This is a genomic window from Mongoliitalea daihaiensis, assembly GCF_021596945.1.
GTDB lineage: Bacteria > Bacteroidota > Bacteroidia > Cytophagales > Cyclobacteriaceae > Mongoliitalea > Mongoliitalea daihaiensis.
Genome location: NZ_CP063779.1, coordinates 141,268 through 160,866, shown reverse-complemented (window position 1 = coordinate 160,866; position 19,599 = coordinate 141,268). Strand labels below are relative to the sequence as shown.

General features: G+C 37.7%; 18 protein-coding genes and 1 pseudogene. 12 read left to right on the top strand and 7 right to left on the bottom strand.

All coding sequences use genetic code 11. The annotated features are described in order from the left end of the window. Positions 1-316: 316 nt before the first annotated feature. The 3 genes and pseudogenes from IPZ59_RS00615 to IPZ59_RS20365 form a co-directional block, all read right to left on the bottom strand. The gene (locus tag IPZ59_RS00615) at positions 317-1,108 is read right to left on the bottom strand and encodes a hypothetical protein (RefSeq protein WP_236137956.1); all 792 of its coding nucleotides are present in this window, start codon (positions 1,106-1,108) and stop codon (positions 317-319) included. Positions 1,109-1,209: 101 nt separating this feature from the next. Then, positions 1,210-1,587, bottom strand: a complete 378-nt coding sequence (locus IPZ59_RS00610; protein ID WP_236137955.1) for a hypothetical protein — start codon at positions 1,585-1,587, stop codon at positions 1,210-1,212. Between the two features lie 550 nt (positions 1,588-2,137). Beyond that, positions 2,138-2,338, bottom strand: a pseudogene (locus IPZ59_RS20365) (IS256 family transposase); the annotation flags it as partial. A gap of 436 nt (positions 2,339-2,774) precedes the next feature. Between IPZ59_RS20365 and hsdR the strand changes: the two are divergent. The 7 genes from hsdR (at position 2,775) to IPZ59_RS00575 (ending at position 13,128) form a co-directional block, all read left to right on the top strand. Then, positions 2,775-6,008: a type I restriction-modification system endonuclease gene (hsdR, locus tag IPZ59_RS00605; protein WP_236137954.1), complete on the top strand. Its 3,234-nt coding sequence runs from the start codon at positions 2,775-2,777 to the stop codon at positions 6,006-6,008. Between the two features lie 8 nt (positions 6,009-6,016). Then, positions 6,017-7,480: a class I SAM-dependent DNA methyltransferase gene (locus IPZ59_RS00600; protein WP_236137953.1), complete on the top strand. Its 1,464-nt coding sequence runs from the start codon at positions 6,017-6,019 to the stop codon at positions 7,478-7,480. Continuing rightward, positions 7,477-8,820 (top strand): restriction endonuclease subunit S, encoded by a 1,344-nt coding sequence (locus IPZ59_RS00595; protein ID WP_236137952.1) that lies wholly within the window; start codon positions 7,477-7,479, stop codon positions 8,818-8,820. Before IPZ59_RS00600 ends, IPZ59_RS00595 begins: the two co-directional genes overlap by 4 nt. A 7-nt stretch (positions 8,821-8,827) precedes the next feature. Then, on the top strand, positions 8,828-9,697 hold the full coding sequence (locus IPZ59_RS00590) for a TIR domain-containing protein (protein ID WP_236137951.1): 870 nt from the start codon (positions 8,828-8,830) through the stop codon (positions 9,695-9,697). Beyond that, positions 9,697-10,890 carry an SIR2 family protein gene (locus IPZ59_RS00585; RefSeq protein WP_236137950.1) on the top strand — a complete coding sequence of 398 codons (1,194 nt, stop codon included), beginning with the start codon at positions 9,697-9,699 and terminating at the stop codon, positions 10,888-10,890. The genes IPZ59_RS00590 and IPZ59_RS00585 overlap by 1 nt, the downstream gene beginning before the upstream one ends. A 200-nt stretch (positions 10,891-11,090) precedes the next feature. Then, the gene (gene dgt, locus IPZ59_RS00580) at positions 11,091-12,443 is read left to right on the top strand and encodes a dGTP triphosphohydrolase (RefSeq protein WP_236137949.1); all 1,353 of its coding nucleotides are present in this window, start codon (positions 11,091-11,093) and stop codon (positions 12,441-12,443) included. Then, a complete protein-coding gene (locus tag IPZ59_RS00575) occupies positions 12,427-13,128 on the top strand; it encodes a hypothetical protein (RefSeq protein WP_236137948.1) in 702 nt (233 codons plus the stop codon). The genes dgt and IPZ59_RS00575 overlap by 17 nt, the downstream gene beginning before the upstream one ends. Here IPZ59_RS00575 and IPZ59_RS00570 read toward each other — a convergent pair. From IPZ59_RS00570 to IPZ59_RS00555, 4 genes are read right to left on the bottom strand one after another with little or no spacing between them, the layout of a single operon-like run. Beyond that, complete coding sequence (locus tag IPZ59_RS00570) at positions 13,125-13,997, bottom strand: hypothetical protein (protein WP_236137947.1); 873 nt, start codon at positions 13,995-13,997, stop codon at positions 13,125-13,127. The genes IPZ59_RS00575 and IPZ59_RS00570 overlap by 4 nt on opposite strands. A 2-nt stretch (positions 13,998-13,999) precedes the next feature. Further along, positions 14,000-14,536: a hypothetical protein gene (locus IPZ59_RS00565; RefSeq protein ID WP_236137946.1), complete on the bottom strand. Its 537-nt coding sequence runs from the start codon at positions 14,534-14,536 to the stop codon at positions 14,000-14,002. After that, positions 14,517-15,251: an ImmA/IrrE family metallo-endopeptidase gene (locus IPZ59_RS00560; protein WP_236137945.1), complete on the bottom strand. Its 735-nt coding sequence runs from the start codon at positions 15,249-15,251 to the stop codon at positions 14,517-14,519. Before IPZ59_RS00560 ends, IPZ59_RS00565 begins: the two co-directional genes overlap by 20 nt. After that, positions 15,232-15,588, bottom strand: a complete 357-nt coding sequence (locus tag IPZ59_RS00555; RefSeq protein WP_236137944.1) for a helix-turn-helix domain-containing protein — start codon at positions 15,586-15,588, stop codon at positions 15,232-15,234. Before IPZ59_RS00555 ends, IPZ59_RS00560 begins: the two co-directional genes overlap by 20 nt. A gap of 185 nt (positions 15,589-15,773) precedes the next feature. Between IPZ59_RS00555 and IPZ59_RS00550 the strand changes: the two genes are divergently transcribed. The 5 genes from IPZ59_RS00550 (at position 15,774) to IPZ59_RS00535 (ending at position 19,547) form a co-directional block, all read left to right on the top strand. Further along, a complete protein-coding gene (locus tag IPZ59_RS00550; RefSeq protein WP_236137943.1) occupies positions 15,774-16,829 on the top strand; it encodes a helix-turn-helix domain-containing protein in 1,056 nt (351 codons plus the stop codon). Then, positions 16,829-17,107, top strand: a complete 279-nt coding sequence (locus IPZ59_RS00545; RefSeq protein ID WP_236137942.1) for a hypothetical protein — start codon at positions 16,829-16,831, stop codon at positions 17,105-17,107. Before IPZ59_RS00550 ends, IPZ59_RS00545 begins: the two co-directional genes overlap by 1 nt. Positions 17,108-17,620: 513 nt before the next feature. Then, positions 17,621-17,749: a hypothetical protein gene (locus IPZ59_RS20225; protein WP_262912240.1), complete on the top strand. Its 129-nt coding sequence runs from the start codon at positions 17,621-17,623 to the stop codon at positions 17,747-17,749. A gap of 227 nt (positions 17,750-17,976) precedes the next feature. Then, positions 17,977-18,393 (top strand): hypothetical protein, encoded by a 417-nt coding sequence (locus tag IPZ59_RS00540; RefSeq protein WP_236137941.1) that lies wholly within the window; start codon positions 17,977-17,979, stop codon positions 18,391-18,393. Positions 18,394-18,737: 344 nt separating this feature from the next. Then, a complete protein-coding gene (locus IPZ59_RS00535) occupies positions 18,738-19,547 on the top strand; it encodes a MotA/TolQ/ExbB proton channel family protein (RefSeq protein WP_236137940.1) in 810 nt (269 codons plus the stop codon). The last annotated feature ends 52 nt before the right edge of the window (positions 19,548-19,599 follow it).

Here is a 19,599-nt window from a genome sequence, read left to right as displayed (position 1 = left end):
GTACGAGTAATCCCTTCCTCTCTGCGAATAAAAAACCTAACATTCTGAAAATATGAATGTTAGGTTTTTATTTTTTGATAGGGGTGCAAATTGGGGTGTTGATTCGTTGGTTTTACCTGAGAGGTATGATTATACCCTGCATTTCTTTTTGGTGATTAGCTTAATTTGTTCTCAGTATTTTTTTATTCATTCTCTAATTTACTGATTCCAATTGGTAATCATTTTAAAAACTTTCTATATTTCAGGTTTTGACAAGTTTGAGTTTTGGATTTCAACATTCTTCAACATCTGTGGTGCTGTTTGTAATTTTTGAATGTCACTTTTTGTCACCTTTCTCCGTTTTCATTCCTTCACGTAAGTCACGTAAGTTTTTCAAAGCTGTCTTTTGCTGAGGTGTTAAAAGAGTATCAAAAGGATCATAATTTTTGATAATTTGACCGTATTTCTCAGCCACATATTTGCCTCTATTATTTTCTTTTTTCAAACTATCTAAATTTATTCTTTCTATTGAACTTGCCATAAGTCCCATATTTTGATCAGTTTTATTCGCAAATATTACTAAAGATCTAAGTTTATTCTGGTTTTCTTGTGTCTTATTAAATGATAGAAATGCTTTTAAAGCGATTTGCTCAGATTTCAACTTAAATTCTCCTTCGGCTAAACCAAATGGAAGCCAACTTTCCCCATACTTGAACTGATACATAAGGTCTGATCCATTTATTTCATATACTAAATTGTTTAAGACGCCCTCCATGCCCATTTCAAAATTATAATTCTCAAATTCAACCTCCATGTAGAAAACAGAGTAAAGTAAATCTCCGGTAGCTAGTTGGTTTGACTTTAAATTTTTTACCCCTGGGAAATCAAAATCTGTGAATTCATCATTTGGATTTAAACCTATATTTGGAGTTTCGAAAATTAATCCATGAAACGAGTTCTTCACCCAATAAACCTCCTTTTCCTTTTTAACCTCCTCCTTGTAAAGTATCTCAGAAATAAAGTTTTGAGTTCGGTCCCTTCTCTTTGATTTTAAGTAAGCTGTAAAAAATATTGAGGCAAGAATTATTATGATTGTTGATAAAATTGATAACCATTTCCGATTCTTCATTTTGTAAAAATTTTGTTTAAGAGGTTAGATTTCAAATTATTTTACTTCTAAAAACTTATTATAGAATTGATCTTTTAGCTCTATTAAATATTTCACTAACCCTAAATATCATCAACTCCAAATAATAACCATCTAAAGGAAAGAACTACTAAAAACCCAATTCCGAACAATACAGGTAAACTTATCAATACCTTTCCAAATAATCCGATATCACCAGAATTGGGAAAAATCCAAATTTCATTGAAAGCAAGATACCCAACCAATGACGTAATAAATACACATGCTAAATGAAAGATTTTATCATAAAAGAAAAATTTACCTCCTAATGCTGTTATAGTTCCTGAGTTAATTACCAAGGAGGCAAAAACCCCACTTAAGATTAACCATGACACAAAAAACCAAAACCAACCCCATTCCAATAAGACATATTTATAAAACCAAATTGGTAAAAACGTTGAGAAATATACAAAGGCTGCCATTATTACAAGAACAAATGGACTTAATAATATTCTTAGAGCGAGCGAAGGTTGTTGCATGGCATTAACATATTTAAGGGCTTATTTTAGAATAATTAACTCTATCTGCATCAGAGTATTTATTACAACTAGGGAGGTAAATCCAATAAGTCCTAAAGTCTGAACATATTTACCTAGCACAATTGTGAGAATAAAGGCAGTTAAATAAGCGGAGATGGGAATAATGAAAAAGAAATACCATCCAAAATCAATTGCTCCTGCAAATATGAAATAAAACCCTACCAGCCATGAAAAAGATTTAAATTTTTTTTTATGGTCAGGAAGAAAGAAATCACTTATAGGTAGCTGCCTTTGAAATGCAAAGTGAAAGTAGGAAGTGATTATAATCGAACAAGTTACTATTCCGATAACAATATAAATTCGAGGGTCCATAAAAAAAGAAATTTGTGAATGTTAAAATTATGAATCTGCGGATTAATAAAAAATACCCTGTTTACGGTATTTTTCGACACTATCTCGATAAGTGGTTAAACTTTAATTTGTGATTTTATGGTTAGCTTTCAATAAGTCTGACCTTATCGCAAAATATAAGTAGGGAGCTGTTAAGAATATTGCCCCAGTCTCGAATGGGCATAGGTCATTTTTTCGATGTTTCTCTTGCAGCGAGGAAAACAGTCTTCATAACTGCATCATCTGTTGGGAAAGAGAGCTTGTTTTTGGTGTATTGTCTGATTTTTCCATTCAGGTTTCCAATTTTTCAAACATCAATTCATCTTGATTAATTTATGGTTTTGGATCACCCTTTTTTGATTTTTTGTTTTTCATGATTTGGACAACTAGGTTTCAGCCTGTTTCACTATTTCATATTCTTAATCAATTGAGTAAATTTTCCTTTTAAAATCCATTCTTTAATACCCGATTATGATGCTACTAAAGGTCGTTACTTGCTTAATTGTAACATCAGTCAATAGACCAATTAATAAAAAACATCTCCTTGAAAGTGAACGGTAATTACTAAATCGATATCATTAGATGTTGGGTCTTTTTGGTTCATTCAGTTACACCCTTAGTTATTTTATTTAAAATCATGTTTTTAACCTTTATAGTGAGAGGTGATTATAGTTGTAATTTTTTTTGATAGCCCATTTTCAATATATTAGCAATCGTAATTTTCTGAATAGGTGCCCTTCATGATCAAATCCAATTTTTCATATCTTGAATCAGAATTCCCCATTCTTTTTAATATCGGGCAAGCTGCTGAATTTAATCTGTATCAGGATCCGGTCACTAGCCTATGGAAATTAAGGCAATTTGGAGAAAGGGTGAGCGAATTGCTTTTTGAATTGCATCATTTGGATTTTCCCTATGACAATTCTTTCCATGGCCGATTGAAGACATTGGAATATGAAAATGCCCTGCCCCCTCAGGTAAAGGATTTGTTGCATACAATCAAACATAAAGGAAATCTGGCTGTCCATGACAACAAAGGCTCCTTGGAGGATGCGAAAGGGCTTCTATTTTCCACTTTCAAAATAGCCAAGTGGTTTTATCAGACCTACTCAGAAGAAAACGATGACCTGAGTACAGTTAAATTCCACCTGCCTGAAAATAAAGATGCTCGACATTCGCTGCATGTGTTGGAACAAGAATATGCAGATTTGCAGCAAAAGTTTGAAAAACTGCTCCAAGAGAGAATTGTAGCCGAACTTTCGAAAGAAAAGAAGGAAGAAATTCAGACCCGATCCCAACAAGCAGCCCGCAAGATAGAAATGTCCGAAGCGGAAACGCGCTTGCTTATAGACGAGCAACTCCGGATTGCAGGCTGGGAGGTGGATACCCAAGAACTCAATTTCAAAAAAAATAAAACGCTTCCTCAAAGGGGGAAAAATCTGGCCATAGCCGAATGGCCTTGCGGAAGCAAATGGGCCGATTACGCCCTATTTGTGGGCTTTGAACTGTATGGAATTGTGGAAGCAAAGAAATATGCAGCTGACATTTCCACCGACCTGAGCCAATCCAAAATCTATGCAGAGTTGGTTGAAACCAAGCATGAAGCAGCGCTCTTGGGCGAATGGCAGGGGTATAAAGTACCATTTTTATTCTCCACCAATGGCAGACCTTACCTAGAACAGATCAAAACCAAAAGTGGGGTCTGGTTTTTGGATGTGCGTAACAAGCATGGCCGCTCCAAAGCCCTCCAAGGCTGGTACAGTCCCGAAGGTTTGGTGAAGTTGTTGGAAAAAGACCTGACAGCCTCCGAAGAAAAGCTAAAAACCGAAGCCGTGGATTTTTTGGAAAGTCCAACAGGGCTAGGTTTACGCAAATACCAACTGAATGCCATTCAGGAACTGGAAAAGGCACTTTTGGGTGATCCCACTCGGACCCGAGCCTTGATTACCATGGCCACCGGAACAGGTAAAACCAGAACCATCATCGGACTCTGTTACCGCTTGATCCAATCTAACCGTTTCCAACGGATTCTCTTTTTGGTGGATAGAACGCTCCTCGCTACACAGGCGATCAACGCCTTTAAAGACAACAAAATCATTGGCCTCAATACTTTCTCAGAAATTTACGGAGTCAAGGAATTGGGAGCAAAAGTGCCCGAACTGGATACCCGCTTGCATTTTGCGACGGTACAGGGCATGGTCAAGCGGGTGTTTTATAGCGAGGAAAGTGAAGTGCCACCGGTGGACCAATATGACTGTATCATCATCGATGAAGCGCATCGGGGCTACCTGATGGATCGGGAAATGGATGAAGAGGATCTGGATTTCAAAGATCAACGGGATTATGTCAGTAAGTACCGCATGGTGTTGGATTATTTCGATGCCTTTGCTATTGGACTTACAGCTACCCCTGCTTTGCATACTACTGAGATTTTTGGTCCTGCGGTCTATACTTACTCGTATAGAGAAGCGGTGATAGATGGATATCTGATAGACCACGAACCTCCTTACATCATCAAAACTGAATTGGGCGAAGAAGGCATTACCTGGGAAAAAGGAGCACAGCCCAAAGCCTTGGACCGGGAAAACAACCAAATCGTAGAACTGGAAAAGCTGGAAGATGAACTGAAGATTGACATTGCAGGATTCAATCGAAAAGTCATCACCCCAAGTTTTAACCGAACCGTAATTCAATATTTGGTTCAGGAGTTAGATCCTGATGGAGAAGAGAAAACCTTGGTGTTTGCCGCCACCGATGAACATGCGGATATGGTGGTACAATACCTGAAGGAGGAATTTGAAGCCATTGGAGTAGAGGTGGCAGATAATGCCATTCAAAAGATTACCGGCAAATCCTACAATCCCCAAGAGCAACTCAACCGCTTCAAAAATGAAAAATACCCCAACATTGCAGTCACTGTGGATTTGCTGACTACAGGGATTGATGTACCTGCGATATGCAATTTGGTCTTTATTCGGAGAATCAAATCCAGAATCCTCTACGAACAAATGCTCGGTCGGGCCACGCGCCGCTGCGATGAAATAGGCAAGGAAGTATTCCGTATTTACGATGCCGTCAAGATTTACGAGACCTTGGAGGATTTTACCCAAATGAAACCCGTGGTAGCCAATCCGAAGGTCAGCTTTCAGCAATTGGTGGAGGAACTCAAATCCATTGATCAGGGAGATCGGGCCAAGCGGCAGGTGGAACAATTGGTAGCCAAAATTCAAAGGAAGAAAAAATTCCTGGAAGGAGACCAGGAGGAGAGGTTTGTGTACAATGCCAAAGGTGCTCAGCCCGATGAGTTTATTGAAACACTAAGAAATCTGGACACGCCATCAGCTGTGGAGAAAATCATACAGGTTTCAGGACTATGGAAATTCCTCGACGAACTGAAAACCGATGTGAGTTTACCTTTGGTTTCAGAGCATGAGGATAAGTTTCTGGGAATCGAGCGGGGTTATGGCAAGGCCAAAAAGCCCGAAGACTACTTGGACAATTTTGCCCGATTTATCCAAGACAACCAAAATAAAATCGAAGCCCTCAAGATCGTTTGTAGCCGTCCTACCGAGCTGGACCGCAAGGCTTTGAAGGAGCTGATGCTGGCCCTGGATCAGGAAGGCTACAATGCCCCTACCCTCAATGCTGCATGGAAAGCAGCCAAAAATGAAGATATTGCAGCCGATATCATTTCCTATATCCGAACGCTTTCCTTGGGGAGTTCCCTGATCAGCCATGAAGCGCGGGTCAAAAAAGCCGTGGACAGTATCCGTGGCATGAAAGCCTGGAACAAAACCCAGCTCAAGTGGATAGACCGCTTTGAAAAGCAATTGCTGAAAGAAACCGTGCTAAGAAAAGAAGACCTGGATGAGGATCCCTTCGATGAGGCCGGAGGATTTGAGCGGCTCAACAAGATTTTTGAGGAGCAACTGGAGGAAGTGATCGCACAGATCAATCAAAATTTATACGCCTAAACGAAACCATGAGTGCAGAACAGATAGCCAAGAAACTGTGGGAACTGTGTAACGTCCTCCGTGATGACGGAGTGACCTATCACCAGTATTTGAACGAACTGACCTATATCCTTTTTTTGAGATTGTCCGAGGTGAAGAAATTCGATCAGGACATTCCAGAGCAGTACCGCTGGTCCAAGCTCAAAGGCATCAAGGACAATAAGGAACTCTTTGACACCTACCGAGACCTGCTGGCCAACTTGGGTACAATGTCCAGTAATGCCGCCATCACGGAAATCTATACCAATGCTTCCACCACCCTTCGCAAACCAGTCAACCTGCGTACGCTGATCACCAATATCGATCAGATCGATTGGTATGAGGATGAGGAGCAGGATAAGATTGCCAGTATCTATGAGGAACTGCTGGAAAAGAATGCTGGGGAGAAAAAGAGCGGTGCCGGGCAATACTTTACTCCAAGACCCCTAATCAATGTGATGGTGGAATTGCTTGCGCCCAAAATCGGGGAGAGATGGAATGACCCGGCGGCAGGAACATTTGGCTTTATGATCGCAGCGGATGAATACCTGAAGCGCAAATACGACGATTACTATGCCTTGAGTCAGGCAGAGCGGAATTTCCAGATTTATGAGGCCTTCTCTGGTTGCGAATTGGTACAGGATGCCCATAGACTGGCCCTGATGAATGCCAAGCTGCATGGACTGGAAAGCCCCATCGCTATGGGAGATACCCTGACCGAATTGGGTAAGAGTTTCAAAAACTACGATGGCGTACTCGCAAACCCTCCTTTTGGTACCAAGCAGGGAGGAGAGCGGCCAACCCGGGATGACTTTACCATCCAAACCTCCAACAAGCAGCTGAATTTCTTGATGCATATCTACCGTTCCCTAAGAAGGGATACGGGGACGGCTAGGGCCGCTGTGGTGCTTCCCGATAACGTGCTCTTCGAAGACAATGACGGGCAGAAGATCCGCCGTGACCTGATGGAAAAGTGCGACCTGCATACCGTACTGCGCTTGCCAACAGGTATTTTCTATGCGGCGGGCGTGAAAACCAATGTGCTGTTCTTTACCCGAGGCAAAAAAGAAAACGGCAATACTCAGCGGGTATGGTTTTACGACATGCGTACCAATGCCCCGAGCTATGGTAAGCGTACCCCCTTTACCCGGGAAGCCTTTGCGGATTTTGTAAATGCCTATACCGGAGGCCTGGGCTTGGAGGAAGTGAAGGACAGCTTTGATGGGACGGTGGATGATGCCAAGCGTCAAGCCATTCAGGACCCAAGATGGCAGGTCTTTACCCGAGAGCAGATCGCAGCCAAAAACGATTCCTTGGATATCGGCTTGATTGAGGATGAGAATATCAGCAAAAATGCCGACCTGGGTCAGCCCTTGGATATTGCCAAACAGGCAGCGAGTGAATTAGATGCCATTAAAAAAGAGTTAGACCAGATAATTGCTTTGTTGGGATGATGGAAGAGAAATTACAGAAGGGGTGGAGAGTTTCTACTATTCCAGAATTAATATCAAAAGATGGAATATTTTCTGACGGAGATTGGGTCGAATCAAAAGACCAAGATCCAAATGGAGACGTCAGGTTAATTCAATTAGCTGACATTGGGGATGGTGTTTACAAAGACAAATCAGAAAGATTTTTAACTAGTGAGAAAGCTTCACAGTTAAGATGTACCTATTTGAAATCAGGGGATATTTTAATTGCTAGAATGCCAGATCCACTAGGGAGGTCTTGTATATTCCCTTTATCAGGAAAATTTGTAACGGTAGTTGATGTTGCAATAATTAGACCTACATGTAATTCAAAATGGTTGATGTATTGGATAAACACACCTCAGTTTAGAGCAGAAATATTTAAAAATGCCTCTGGTTCAACAAGACTGAGAATTTCAAGAAAGAATCTGAGCCAAATAAAATTTCCGCTCCCTACCCTTCCCGAGCAGCAGCGGATTGTGGCCAAATTGGATGCTTTGTTTGGGCATTTGGATAGTTTACGGGAGAAGTTGGATGGGATACCTGCCTTGCTGAAAAACTTCCGTCAGCAGGTTCTGACCCAAGCCGTGACGGGGGAGTTGACGAAGGAGTGGAGAGAGGGGAAGGGATTGGGAGAGTGGGAATACATAGATTTACAAGAAGTTGCTGATGTAGTTGATCCCCACCCAAGCCATAGAACCCCTCCGCCTGTAATAGGCGGAATTCCATACATAAGTATAAAAGATGTTGACTCTAAAGGTAGAATTGATTTTAGTAACTCAACACTTGTTTCGTCAAAAGTGCTGGAAGAGCACATTAAAAGATATGAATTAAAAGAAGGCGATTTAGGATTCGGTAAAATTGGAACTCTGGGTAAACCATTTCAACTTCCAATATTTAAAGAAAGGACATATACATTATCCGCAAACATTATTTTGATCCAACCTAAATCAAATTATAATCCCAAATTCCTCTTTTATTACTTAGATAGTCCAATTATAAATAAACTTCTAAAAGAGGGAGCAAAAGCCACTTCTCAGCCTGCTTTCGGAATTAAAAAGGCAAGAGTTTTCCCAACCCCTAATCCTTCTAAGGAAGAACAAAAAGAAATAGTATCTCAGGTCGATGCTCTATTCTCTTTAGCCGACAAAATCGAATCCCAGTATGTTTCCTTAAAAGCCAAGATTGACCAATTGCCTCAGGCGATATTGGCGAAGGCATTTCGGGGGGAGTTGGTGAGTCAGGAGGTGAAGGAGTATGTGCTTGAGGAAGGAGAGGGGTTGATGGCGGCGGAAAAAATAGGATTTTACAAATCAAAAAAGTGATAGAATTATGGCACTTAACATTGAATTGATTCAGTTTTTTATTAAACGAATCACTAATTCTAATTCGCAAACTTTTGGTAGCGAAGTAGCTCATCTTTTTGAGCATCTTGAAAAAGAGGTAAAAGACAATCCCATTTATACAGTTTATGAATCTTCAAGGATCAGGTGGAAAGAATGGGAAAAAGCATCAGATGGTGAATTGGAGTTGCCTAATCAGTTTGAGGATGCTAAACTTTATATCTATGACATTTATAAAAGAATCTCGGAAAAGGGGAAAGAAGGCTATCGTTTAATTTTTAATTATTTTCCAACCGGTAATCCCAATATTAATGACAAAGTAGCCTCTTTTAATGAACAATTACTTCCCTACCTTGCAGAAGCCTTAACAGACATTGTAAATGCAAATCCAGAATTTGAGGCTAAACCCCAAAAAGTGAGTGGAAACACCGTGTTCATTATCCATGGACATGATGGGCATTTAAAAACCGAAGTTCAATTATTACTTCATAGAGCTGGTGTAAACAACATTGTCCTACATGAACAAGCAGATAAAGGAAGGAATATTGTAGAAAAATTGATTGAGGAAACTGAATCTGCAAATTTTGCCATCGCACTTCTTTCTCCAGATGACGAGTTAAATGACGGCACCAAAAGGGCCAGACAAAATGTTATTTTGGAAATAGGTTATTTTTTAGGAAAACTTGGGAAAAGTAGAGTCAGGCTATTAAAGAAAGGAGATCTCGAAATACCTTCCGATTTGAGTGGTATTCTATATGAAAATTATGATGAAACTGGTTCTTGGAAGATACGAATTTGTAAGGAACTTCAGGCTGTTGGAATTTTTGTAGATTTAGAGGCAATTGTAAAAATTCACTGATGAAGACATCAATATTATTAGGGGCTGGGTTTTCTGCACCAATGGGATATCCAGTTGGTAACCAGTTAAATGAGTCTATCCTAAGATTAGAAGGAACCGAATTTGGATTTTCTACTGATGGCAAGTTAGTTGTGGATAGCGCAAAAGGTGGTAGACCAAATTTTGGATATAGAAATTCTTACGATAACCAGTTTGATTTTTTGTTAGAATTGATGAATTATTATCATTCCAAAATAAAAGCATTCGACTACGAGGAGTTTTACGATTTTTTGTCAAATGAAAAACAGTGGGACTTAATTAGTGATGATTTCGAACAGAGTGCAAAAAAATATTACAACAACATTTATTCAAGCCCCAAGGATTTAATTAATAATATAAAGCCCATTTTCAATCAAATTGTAAGACATTTTTTAAAAGATAGAGATGGAGAACATTGGTACGGAAATTCACCACATCAATGTAAACCAATCTTTCCAGGGTACACGGGATTTTTGAACTGTTTAGAAGAATGGACTAAAAATGGAATTGTCGATATCCATACTCTAAACCATGATCTCTTATTAGAAAGGCTGAGTATTTCAGACTGGCTTCAAGGAAATCTTTGTGATGGATTTGAGGAAATGGGTTCTCCCTATTTTGGAAAGCTTAGGACGGATTTGGATTCTTACATGGTTAGGCTAGCAAGATATACAGGGAATTACACCAGTAATTTAAGATTATACAAACTTCATGGAAGTGTTAATTATTACCCTTTCTATCGAAATGAAGGAGGTTATGCAATTCCTGAAATTTATGTTAAAACCAAAATCGGTATTGGTTCAAACAATCTCTTCAAGGAATTTCAAGATCAAAACGGAGAATTAGCATATGATAATTGCTGGATCAACTATCACTCTGATTTCCTTTCTGGAACGTCTTCAAAAATCATTCGATATAGAGAACCCCTCTTATTTGAACCTCTTTTCCAAAAATTCAAAGAGAATCTAAATTCCTCTGATCGATTAATCATAATTGGATATGGGTGTAAGGATGAGGAAGTAAACCGAATAATACTGGAAAACTTTGACTTTAAAAACAAACCATCATTTATGGTTAACCCCTATCCAAGTGAAAAAGTGATTGAATTTGGTAAAATCTTAAACTCAGCAATGATTTGCACTGAACTAGAGAATCTTGGAATTGGAATGTTTTAAAACTATTTATTCAAATCGAATCCCAGTATGCTTCAATAAAAACCAAGATTGACCAATTGCCTCAGGCGATATTGGCGAAGGCATTTCGGGGGGAGTTGGTCGGTCAGGAAGCGAAGGAGTACATGAGGGAAATTGGGGAATTGGGGATGGTGGCGGAGGGGGAACATAATTTTTAAATAACTAAACCTTAAAACATAAATATGAGCGAAATGAAAGAAAAGTGGGACAAATTTTTGTGTTCCGAACGTATTAAAAAATCTTCACGGAAGAAAGGTAAAGATCCAAGAAATGAATTTGAAAGTGATACCGGAAGAATCACCTTTAGTCCTGCAATCAGAAGAATGCATGATAAGACTCAAGTATTCCCCCTGACAACAGATGATAACATTCACTCAAGACTCACTCACTCCTTAGAAGTTTCAGAAATTGGCTATTCGCTTGGACTTAGATTGTGTTCTAAAAAAAATTTTCTTAGAATAATTGGGAAATCTAGATACCAAGCTTTGCGGTCAATTCCGGTAATTCTACGTAACGCATGTTTGGTTCACGATATCGGAAATCCTCCATTTGGGCATTTTGGAGAAAGAGTGATTGCTACTTACTTCAAAGATTTATTCAATGATAAAAGTTGGGAAGACAAAATAAGCAAAGAAGAAAGAGAGGATTTTACTAATTTTGACGGAAATTCTCAAGGATTTAGAGTCTTAACAAAGTTGCAAACCTTAAATGAAAAAGCTGGATTAAACCTAACCTTCGGAACTTTGGGAGCCTTTTTAAAATATCCGAATTTTGAAATTCCCGATGACACGAAAATATCAACAAGTAAGAGAGGAGTGTTTCAATCTGAAATACCTTATTTCAAGATGATTGTTGAGAATTGCGGGCTAGAAAAGGAAGGAGTTTATTTCAGACATCCATTAGCATTTCTTATGGAAGCAGCAGATACAATTTGTTACAGAATAATGGATGTTGAGGACGGATTTAATAAAGATTGGTACAGCTATTCAGAAATTAAAGAATACATTAAAGATGTTCCAAGTTTAGCAAGATTATTAAAATCACTTGATAAAATTAAAGGTGAAGGAGCAGAGATTACTAAAATGGTAAGGCTAAGAATTGGGATAATAGCAAATTTGGTAGAAGCAGCTTTAAATGAGTTTTTAAAAAATCTAGACGAAATAAGTAATGGAAACTATCATAGCGAATTACTTAAAGACAATTTATTATCTCAGAGTCTAAAAAAAATATGTGATGATCATATTTTTCCAAAAAGAGAAATTTATCAATTGGAAGTCACTGGCCATTCAGCAATTTCAGGACTTCTCGACCACTATATTGATTTTGTATTTAAAAAGGACAAACATTACGTTAGAAGAGCTAAAGGAATGATTTCTGGAGGGTTGATAAGGTCTATGAAAATTGATACATCAATTGAAAATTTTGAAGAATTTTCCACATATAATAAACTACAAATTATAGTTGATTTTATTTCAGGAATGACAGATCAATTTGCATTAGATCAATATCAAAGAATCAGTGGTCAGAAGATATAGCAAAATATCCGAAGAGGTAGACTCTAAGGCTTTAAAGTTCTATCGTTATCTTGAAGATGCTTTAGAGGGTGAGGCTTTTGATTTTATCAAAAGCCTCACCCTTGAAACAAATGTTTATTTGTTTAGCGGCATAATAAGAAACTATTTTCTTCATAATTATCTCATTAGGGATGTCGATTTAGTTGTAGGAAACTCTGTGGATATTTCTAAGATTCTAAAGGAAAATACATATAGTGTTAATTCTTTTGGGGGATATAAATTTAACCTTGGCTCTAAAAAGTTTGATTTATGGGTTGTTGAAAACACATGGGCATTAAATGTAGAGAAGAGAATTGATTGGAAACTATTTTCATACTTACCTAAAAGTGTTTTTTTTAATTTTTCATCAATTATCTATTCAATAAACGATAAAAAGTTTTATTATTCAGAAGACTTTCTTAAATTTTTGAAAACCAGAGAGATTGATTATGTTTTTAGAGAAAATTTGAAAAAGGATTTGTGTATTGTAAATTCAATTTACTACTCTGAAAAATATAATTTAAAAATATCTTCAAGGCTTTATAAACTAATCAACAGTTGGCAAAAAAAATATAAATTTGATTTAGAAAAAGCTCAGCTTAAACACTTTGGAGATATTTTATATTCTCAGGAAGTTCTTGAAAAAAAACTAGTTTCCTCTGCTTAAATTTTTTTTGACTTTGTCCTTGCCCAACCGTACGCATACTCCAAAATGCAATTTGAAATTTCAATCATCACTAATACAGCCTCAATTCGATTTAAGTCAGTAACTGTTTTTGAGTCATATTTTGAAAGGTAACTTCCGATAGTGAAATCATTTATATTCACTTCTACAATTGGATTAAAAATATGTTTTCTGCTAAAGTGTATGTATCCGGAGGTCGTATTGTAAACATCTTTTATCCAAGGATATTCCTCCGAAGCCCTGTCTCTCAAATACCAATCCCTAAGCTTTTGTTTTGCATTTTCTTTATCAAAGAATTCCTCCACTTTCTTCCCTTTCATTACTTCATTGGCAAAATCATGTGGGTTTTCTACGAGCCATGCTGCAAATAATCTGAGGAAATTATCCAGGTAAGGCCTCACAAGGTGAGATGCTGCCATATAATTCTTGGATTCCAAAAGAACGATAAATCCTTCAATTAGAGAGAGTGCTCTGGAATAGGTGCCATTTAAATAAAAATCCAAATGATAAAGCCCTTCTCCTGAAATCTGAGTAATCCGAAACATCAACATAAATCTTTGTTCATAGCTTCGCAAAATTTCTTTAAAGGCATAAAGATATCTTGGCAATTCTTCCTCTTGATAATCTAAAGGTATTCCTAAATCCTTTATTAAAAATGGAGTCCAATACAAGTAGGAACTAGACTCTCTCGTTTCTTCCGAATGAATAAAATAAATAAACTTTGATTTATCATCACTTTCAAGAAACTGCGCCAAAGTCCATTTTTTAAAATCCGTAACTTTTTCGCTTGACAGGATTACAATTTGGTCAATTTCAGGATTTTCGGTTTTTATTTCTTGCCAGTTTAGCATTATTATAGGTCTAGTTCCCGACATCCATACTCCCCCCATTTCTTTACAGGAAGTCTGCTACCAGCTTTTAATACTCGTTGGATAAATTCATCACAATCTGACTCGAAGAGTTGTCCATTCGTGACTGCCTGGCAGAGAAAATCCATGGTGGTCAGGTAGCTGATGTTGTGGAGGTTACAATAATGAGCTGTGTCTTTAAGATTGCTACTGGCTAGGATATCTTTGGAATACCTGACTACTGCGAGACAGGCGGATTCTCCATCACCTTTAAACAGCTTCTTCTTGATGTAATGGTATTCTTTTCGGATTTCGGGATTATCCTCCGGAAATGGGATTTGCTCAATCAATTTGAAGTTTAACAGATTGTCTACTTCCCTTTTCCTTCCCGGCATACGGGAGATTTCTACATACACCTTGTTCAGAATCTTTATCGGATATGGAAATATTTTGTGGATCAAGGTAATTTGCCCACCTGAAATAAAGTGGGAAAGGACGTCCGCGTCAATCAAGATAATTTTGTCATTCTTTTTCGTCCCCATCGTTTCTCAAGGTTGAAAAATCCAATCCTATATCTTCTAAAAGTCCGTAATAGTGCGTTTCAGAAATTTTATCCTGTTCAAATAATTTTCTAGCGACATTTCCGTAATCGCCAATTACTTCACTCACCTCATTTTTTTCATAAAGCTTAAGAGAGTACCCATGGTTCATGGCACTTGCTCTGACATTATCCTTATACTCCTCTTTTTGAATTTTATCTATCAATTTGAGTTCGAATAGACGATTTAGTAGGGCCCTTCGTGAACAGGAAAAATACTGCTCAATTTTGAGTATTGTTGCTAAAGTCACTTTAGCTTTTTTTAGTTCTGTATCTGGAACCAAAGCAAGAATCCCTTCTTCAGGAATTAAAAATTTGGATGCAAAAATATCTGCATTATACTCTTCCTTGTCTTTTTTATCAAACAGACCTACCTGACAAACTTGATAATCAAATCCTTCCTGAATAAACAAATGATAAAGTTCATGGCATATCGTGAAATGTTGATGTCCAAGGGTTCTAGCTGTATTAATCAGCATAAAGTGGTTGGAATCTCCCGATTTGATGGCAATCCCAGACAAGGCCATATCGAGAGGTCTGAAGACTGCCAGTACTCCTAACTTATGAAGTAAACTTTTAAGATGAATGCTTTCGGTATTACTATATCCGAGCTGAGCCCGAAAATTTGAAGCATATTTTTCAAGAATGAGTTGGTTCATGCTCCAATAAGGATTTCATACTGAGATAATTTCTAACGATCTTTTTGAATTTAGCGATCTGTTCCAAATCAGTGGATTTGATATTTTCTGCCCTAAATGCCAAAGCAAGATTAACGTTGGCCAAATCTAAATCCTCTTCGTAAAAATCATATTCATCCACTCCATACAAATTCGCCAAATGACTAAGGATTTTGGTAGATGCGGTACGGCTACCATTTTCATAATAGCTCACTTCTTCACGATTTATTTGAAGATAAGCGGCAACTTGATCCTGCGTAAAACCTAATTTCTTGCGAAGAGCTTGCAAATTTTTTCCGATGATTTGATCTTGATTCATGTTAGTTTGATTAAAAAGTGTGTTACAAATATAGAGCTAAATTTTCTATTTTTAAAAACATGTAACATAAATAACTAATTTAAAGGATGCATCATCCACTAAGTTTAATTGACAAGTTATATCTTATTAATTATATTTGTCAACCTTGTTTTTTATTTTGCTAAATATCAACCAGCTTATAACCAATGAAATATCTCGCCTCCCGCCTCAAATCAGCCCGTTTGATGAATGGTTTATCCCTGCAAGGTCTGGCAGACCGTATAGAAAATCGTATCACCAAACAAGCGCTCAGCAAGTATGAGCAGGGGCAGGTAGTACCTAACTCAGAAATGATTGGTTTATTGGCAGAAGCCCTTCATGTCAGGCCTGACTATTTCCATACCGATACTGTCATTGAATTTGGTGAAATAGAATTTAGAAAACTGGATTCCTATCCTGTAAAAGAGAAAAATAGGATTGTAGAAATAGCCAAAAATGAATTGAGCCGCTACATCGAATTGGAGGAAATATTTGGCATAGAGACCAAGTTTCATAATCCGCTTGATGGAATGTCAATTAATTCTTTAGAGGACATCGAAAAAGCAGCTGAAGCCTTAAGAAAGGCTTGGGGGCTGGGAACCGATGCCATTTCCAATGTAATCGAACTTTTGGAAGATCATTATGTGAAGGTCATAGAAATTGATTCTGAAGAATCATTCGACGGTTTCGCTACTTGGGTGAATGGAAAAGATATCCCATTAATCGTACTCAATAAAGCCAAGTTTGAGCACAAGCTTGACCGAAAGCGTTTCACTGCCTTACATGAACTAGGACACTTGCTCCTTAATGTGAATGGATACGAAGACATGCAAAAGGAAAAATTATGCCTTGCTTTTGCAGCCGCCATGTTAATCCCCGAGGAAACATTAAGACAAGAACTAGGCGGTAAAAGAAGCAAACTTTCGATGAATGAACTAGGCGCCATCAAACAAAAGTATGGGATTTCCATGCAGGCCTTGGTATATCGGGCAAAAAATCTGGGGTTGATCTCCGAAAATTACCTCAAACAGTTTTATATGGTTTTCAATCAGCTGGGATTTCGGGTTACAGAGCCGGTAGATTATGAGGGAATGGAGCATTCCAATCGTTTTTCTCAGCTTTTGTTCAGGGCCTTAGCAGAAGAGTATATCAGCATCAGTAAAGCAGCAGCCTTGAAAAATCAGAAATTGGCCGAGTTTAGGAAGGAAAATAGGATCATCTGATGAGGATTGCTGTTACGGATGCCTGTATTTTTATTGATCTGATCGAGCTGGATTTGATCTCTGGTCTTTTTAGACTCGACTTAGAGTTGCATACTACAATTGAAGTCATGAATGAGCTGTTTTTAGAGCAATCTCAGGTATTAGAAGCATACCAGCAAGTAGGAAAGCTTATCGTTCATAATCTCGAAAAAGAAGACTATTTAAAAATAGAAGCCTTAGCCCTTCCAAAAGGTCTTCCCCAGAAGATAAGTCTGTACTTTACATCGCTACTGGTCTAGAAAATGGAATAATCATCACCAGCGATAACCTCGTAAGAAAAAATGCTGAGCGTCTTAGCTTAGAATGCCATGGTTTAATTTGGGTGATTGACCAGTTTGTAGGTCAAAGTATATGCTCCAAATCCACTGCATCAGGGTTACTTAACCGATTGATGGCTTTGAATAGAATGTATGCTGTAGGGAAATTGAAGATGGAGATAGAAGAAAGAATTTTTGATTGGAAGTGATTTTAATTCTATAAAATAAAGAGACAGCAAATCTTTTGAGTCTGTTTCTATGCTGAATACCTATTTGAGCAGGTTTATCGGAAGGGATGAGAACCCTCGATTCAACACCATGGGTTCGAAATCGACCGATGGGAGATTCACGAGGGGCAGTGCGGCATGCCCTGTGTGTACGAGTAATCCCTTCCTCTCTGCGAATAGTCAACTTTAAGCATTAAAGTTGGCTTTTTTTATGCCCAAGAATTTAGAGTTCCAATTGGAAGGGGCAGGAGCTGTTGATTAAACTGCCATGAGTTTGAAATTGACTGATAGAGTTGTGGTCGGCGAAGTAGTGTGGCATGATGAGAGTATGGAAGTTATCTTTTCCAATTTATTAATGGTCAACCTTAATTCAGGTTGGTTTAAAAAAATCATTTAAAAATTTCATCTTTCAAGCTAATGATATTGGTACATTCAGCTTTTGTACCACAAAGCAAATTATGCGAAAATGTACCTTGTTTAGCTAGCAATCATTAATAACCATTCTATATCCAATCCCTCGAATATTCTGTATTTCGATAGAAGGTTCAATTAGAAGCGTATCAGCAAGTGGGTAGGTTGATTGTTCATAATCTAGATGCGTAAGACTTTTTAAAAATAGAAACTTTGGCCCTTTCAAAAGGTCTTTCTCCAGAAGATAAGTCGGTGCTTTACATCGCCACTGGTCTAGAAAATGGAATAGTCATTACAAGCGATAATCTGGTAAGAAAATGTACTGAACGTCTTAAGCTGGAATGTCACGTTTTGCTTTGGGTGATTGATCAGTTGGTGCTTCAAAATATTTGCTCCAAACCGGTTGTCTTGGGATTACTCAAGATTTTGATTGATGTGAACAAACATTACCTACAACTTAGAATTATACGACTATTTCAAATTTATAATCCTGTCAATAACACTTGCCTTAGGAGGTTTTATGTACTGGAATCTCAGGTTCCAAAAAAAATCAGAAATAATTTAAACCTTACAGGTAGATTTGATAGGTCCGCTGGGGTGATATTGGATTCAGTTAGAAAGGATCAATAGAAATAACCAAGCTAGGAAAGCATATAAAAGCTTTGAGAAAAGATATTGCAGTCATAAAAAAAACTGTTTTTCAGACCTCAAGCGAATTATTTTGCTTTTTCGATTCATAGATTTTCATGCCCTTTAATACAAAACAATTCCCACTTATGTAATTGCTCAAACGATTGAAATAGACAATGTTTAGTTTGCGATTGTAATCATACAGGAGTGTTTTTTCAGGGGTTCGAAAAAAATTATAAATATTTCCTTTGCATTTTGAATCGAAAAAATCATAACTTTAAAATCTCAATTATTAAGTTAGAAACCGTTTAACCTTTATTTAAATCCTATTTAAATTCATCATTATGAAAAAGTTCATCGCTTTGTTCATGCTTGCCGGATTCTTATTCTCTCCGGTAATTACAAAAGCTCAAGATGCAGAAGAAGCTGCAGAAGAAACTACTGAAGTTGTGGAAGAAGCTACTACCCCTGAGCCTGTTGCTCCAGCTGTAGTAGATGACGAGATCCTCGAAGAGGAAAAAGGCTTCCACCAAATTATCAAAGAAAAGTTTATCGAGGGTGATCCTACATTCATGTCTCCGGTATTGATCTGTTTAATCTTAGGTCTTGCCATTGCATTGGAAAGAATTATCACGTTGAACCTTTCAACTACAAACACGAAGAAATTGTTGGCTAAAGTAGAAGAAGCTTTGGAACAAGGTGGTGTAGAAGCAGCGAAAGATGTTACTAAAAACACTAAAGGTCCTGTTGCCTCTATCTTTACGCAAGGTTTGATGAGATACTCTGAAGGTATCGAAATGGTAGAAAAATCAATCATCGCTTACGGTTCTGTAGAAATGGGTCGTTTGGAAAAAGGATTGGTTTGGATCTCCCTATTCATCTCCCTAGCTCCAATGCTTGGTTTCATGGGTACGGTAATTGGTATGATTGGTGCCTTCGATGCAATTGAAGCAGCGGGTGATATCTCTCCTTCTCTAGTAGCAGGTGGTATTAAAATCGCCCTTTTGACTACAGTAGCTGGTTTGATCGTTGCGATTATCCTTCAGTTATTCTACAACTATTGTGTTGCTAAAATCGACTCTCTAGTGAATGACATGGAAGATGCATCAATCACATTGGTTGATATCCTTGTGAGACATAAATTAACTAAATAATTTATAGTTACCGTTTGGTCAAACTAAAATTATTGTTAACTTTATAAAAAAT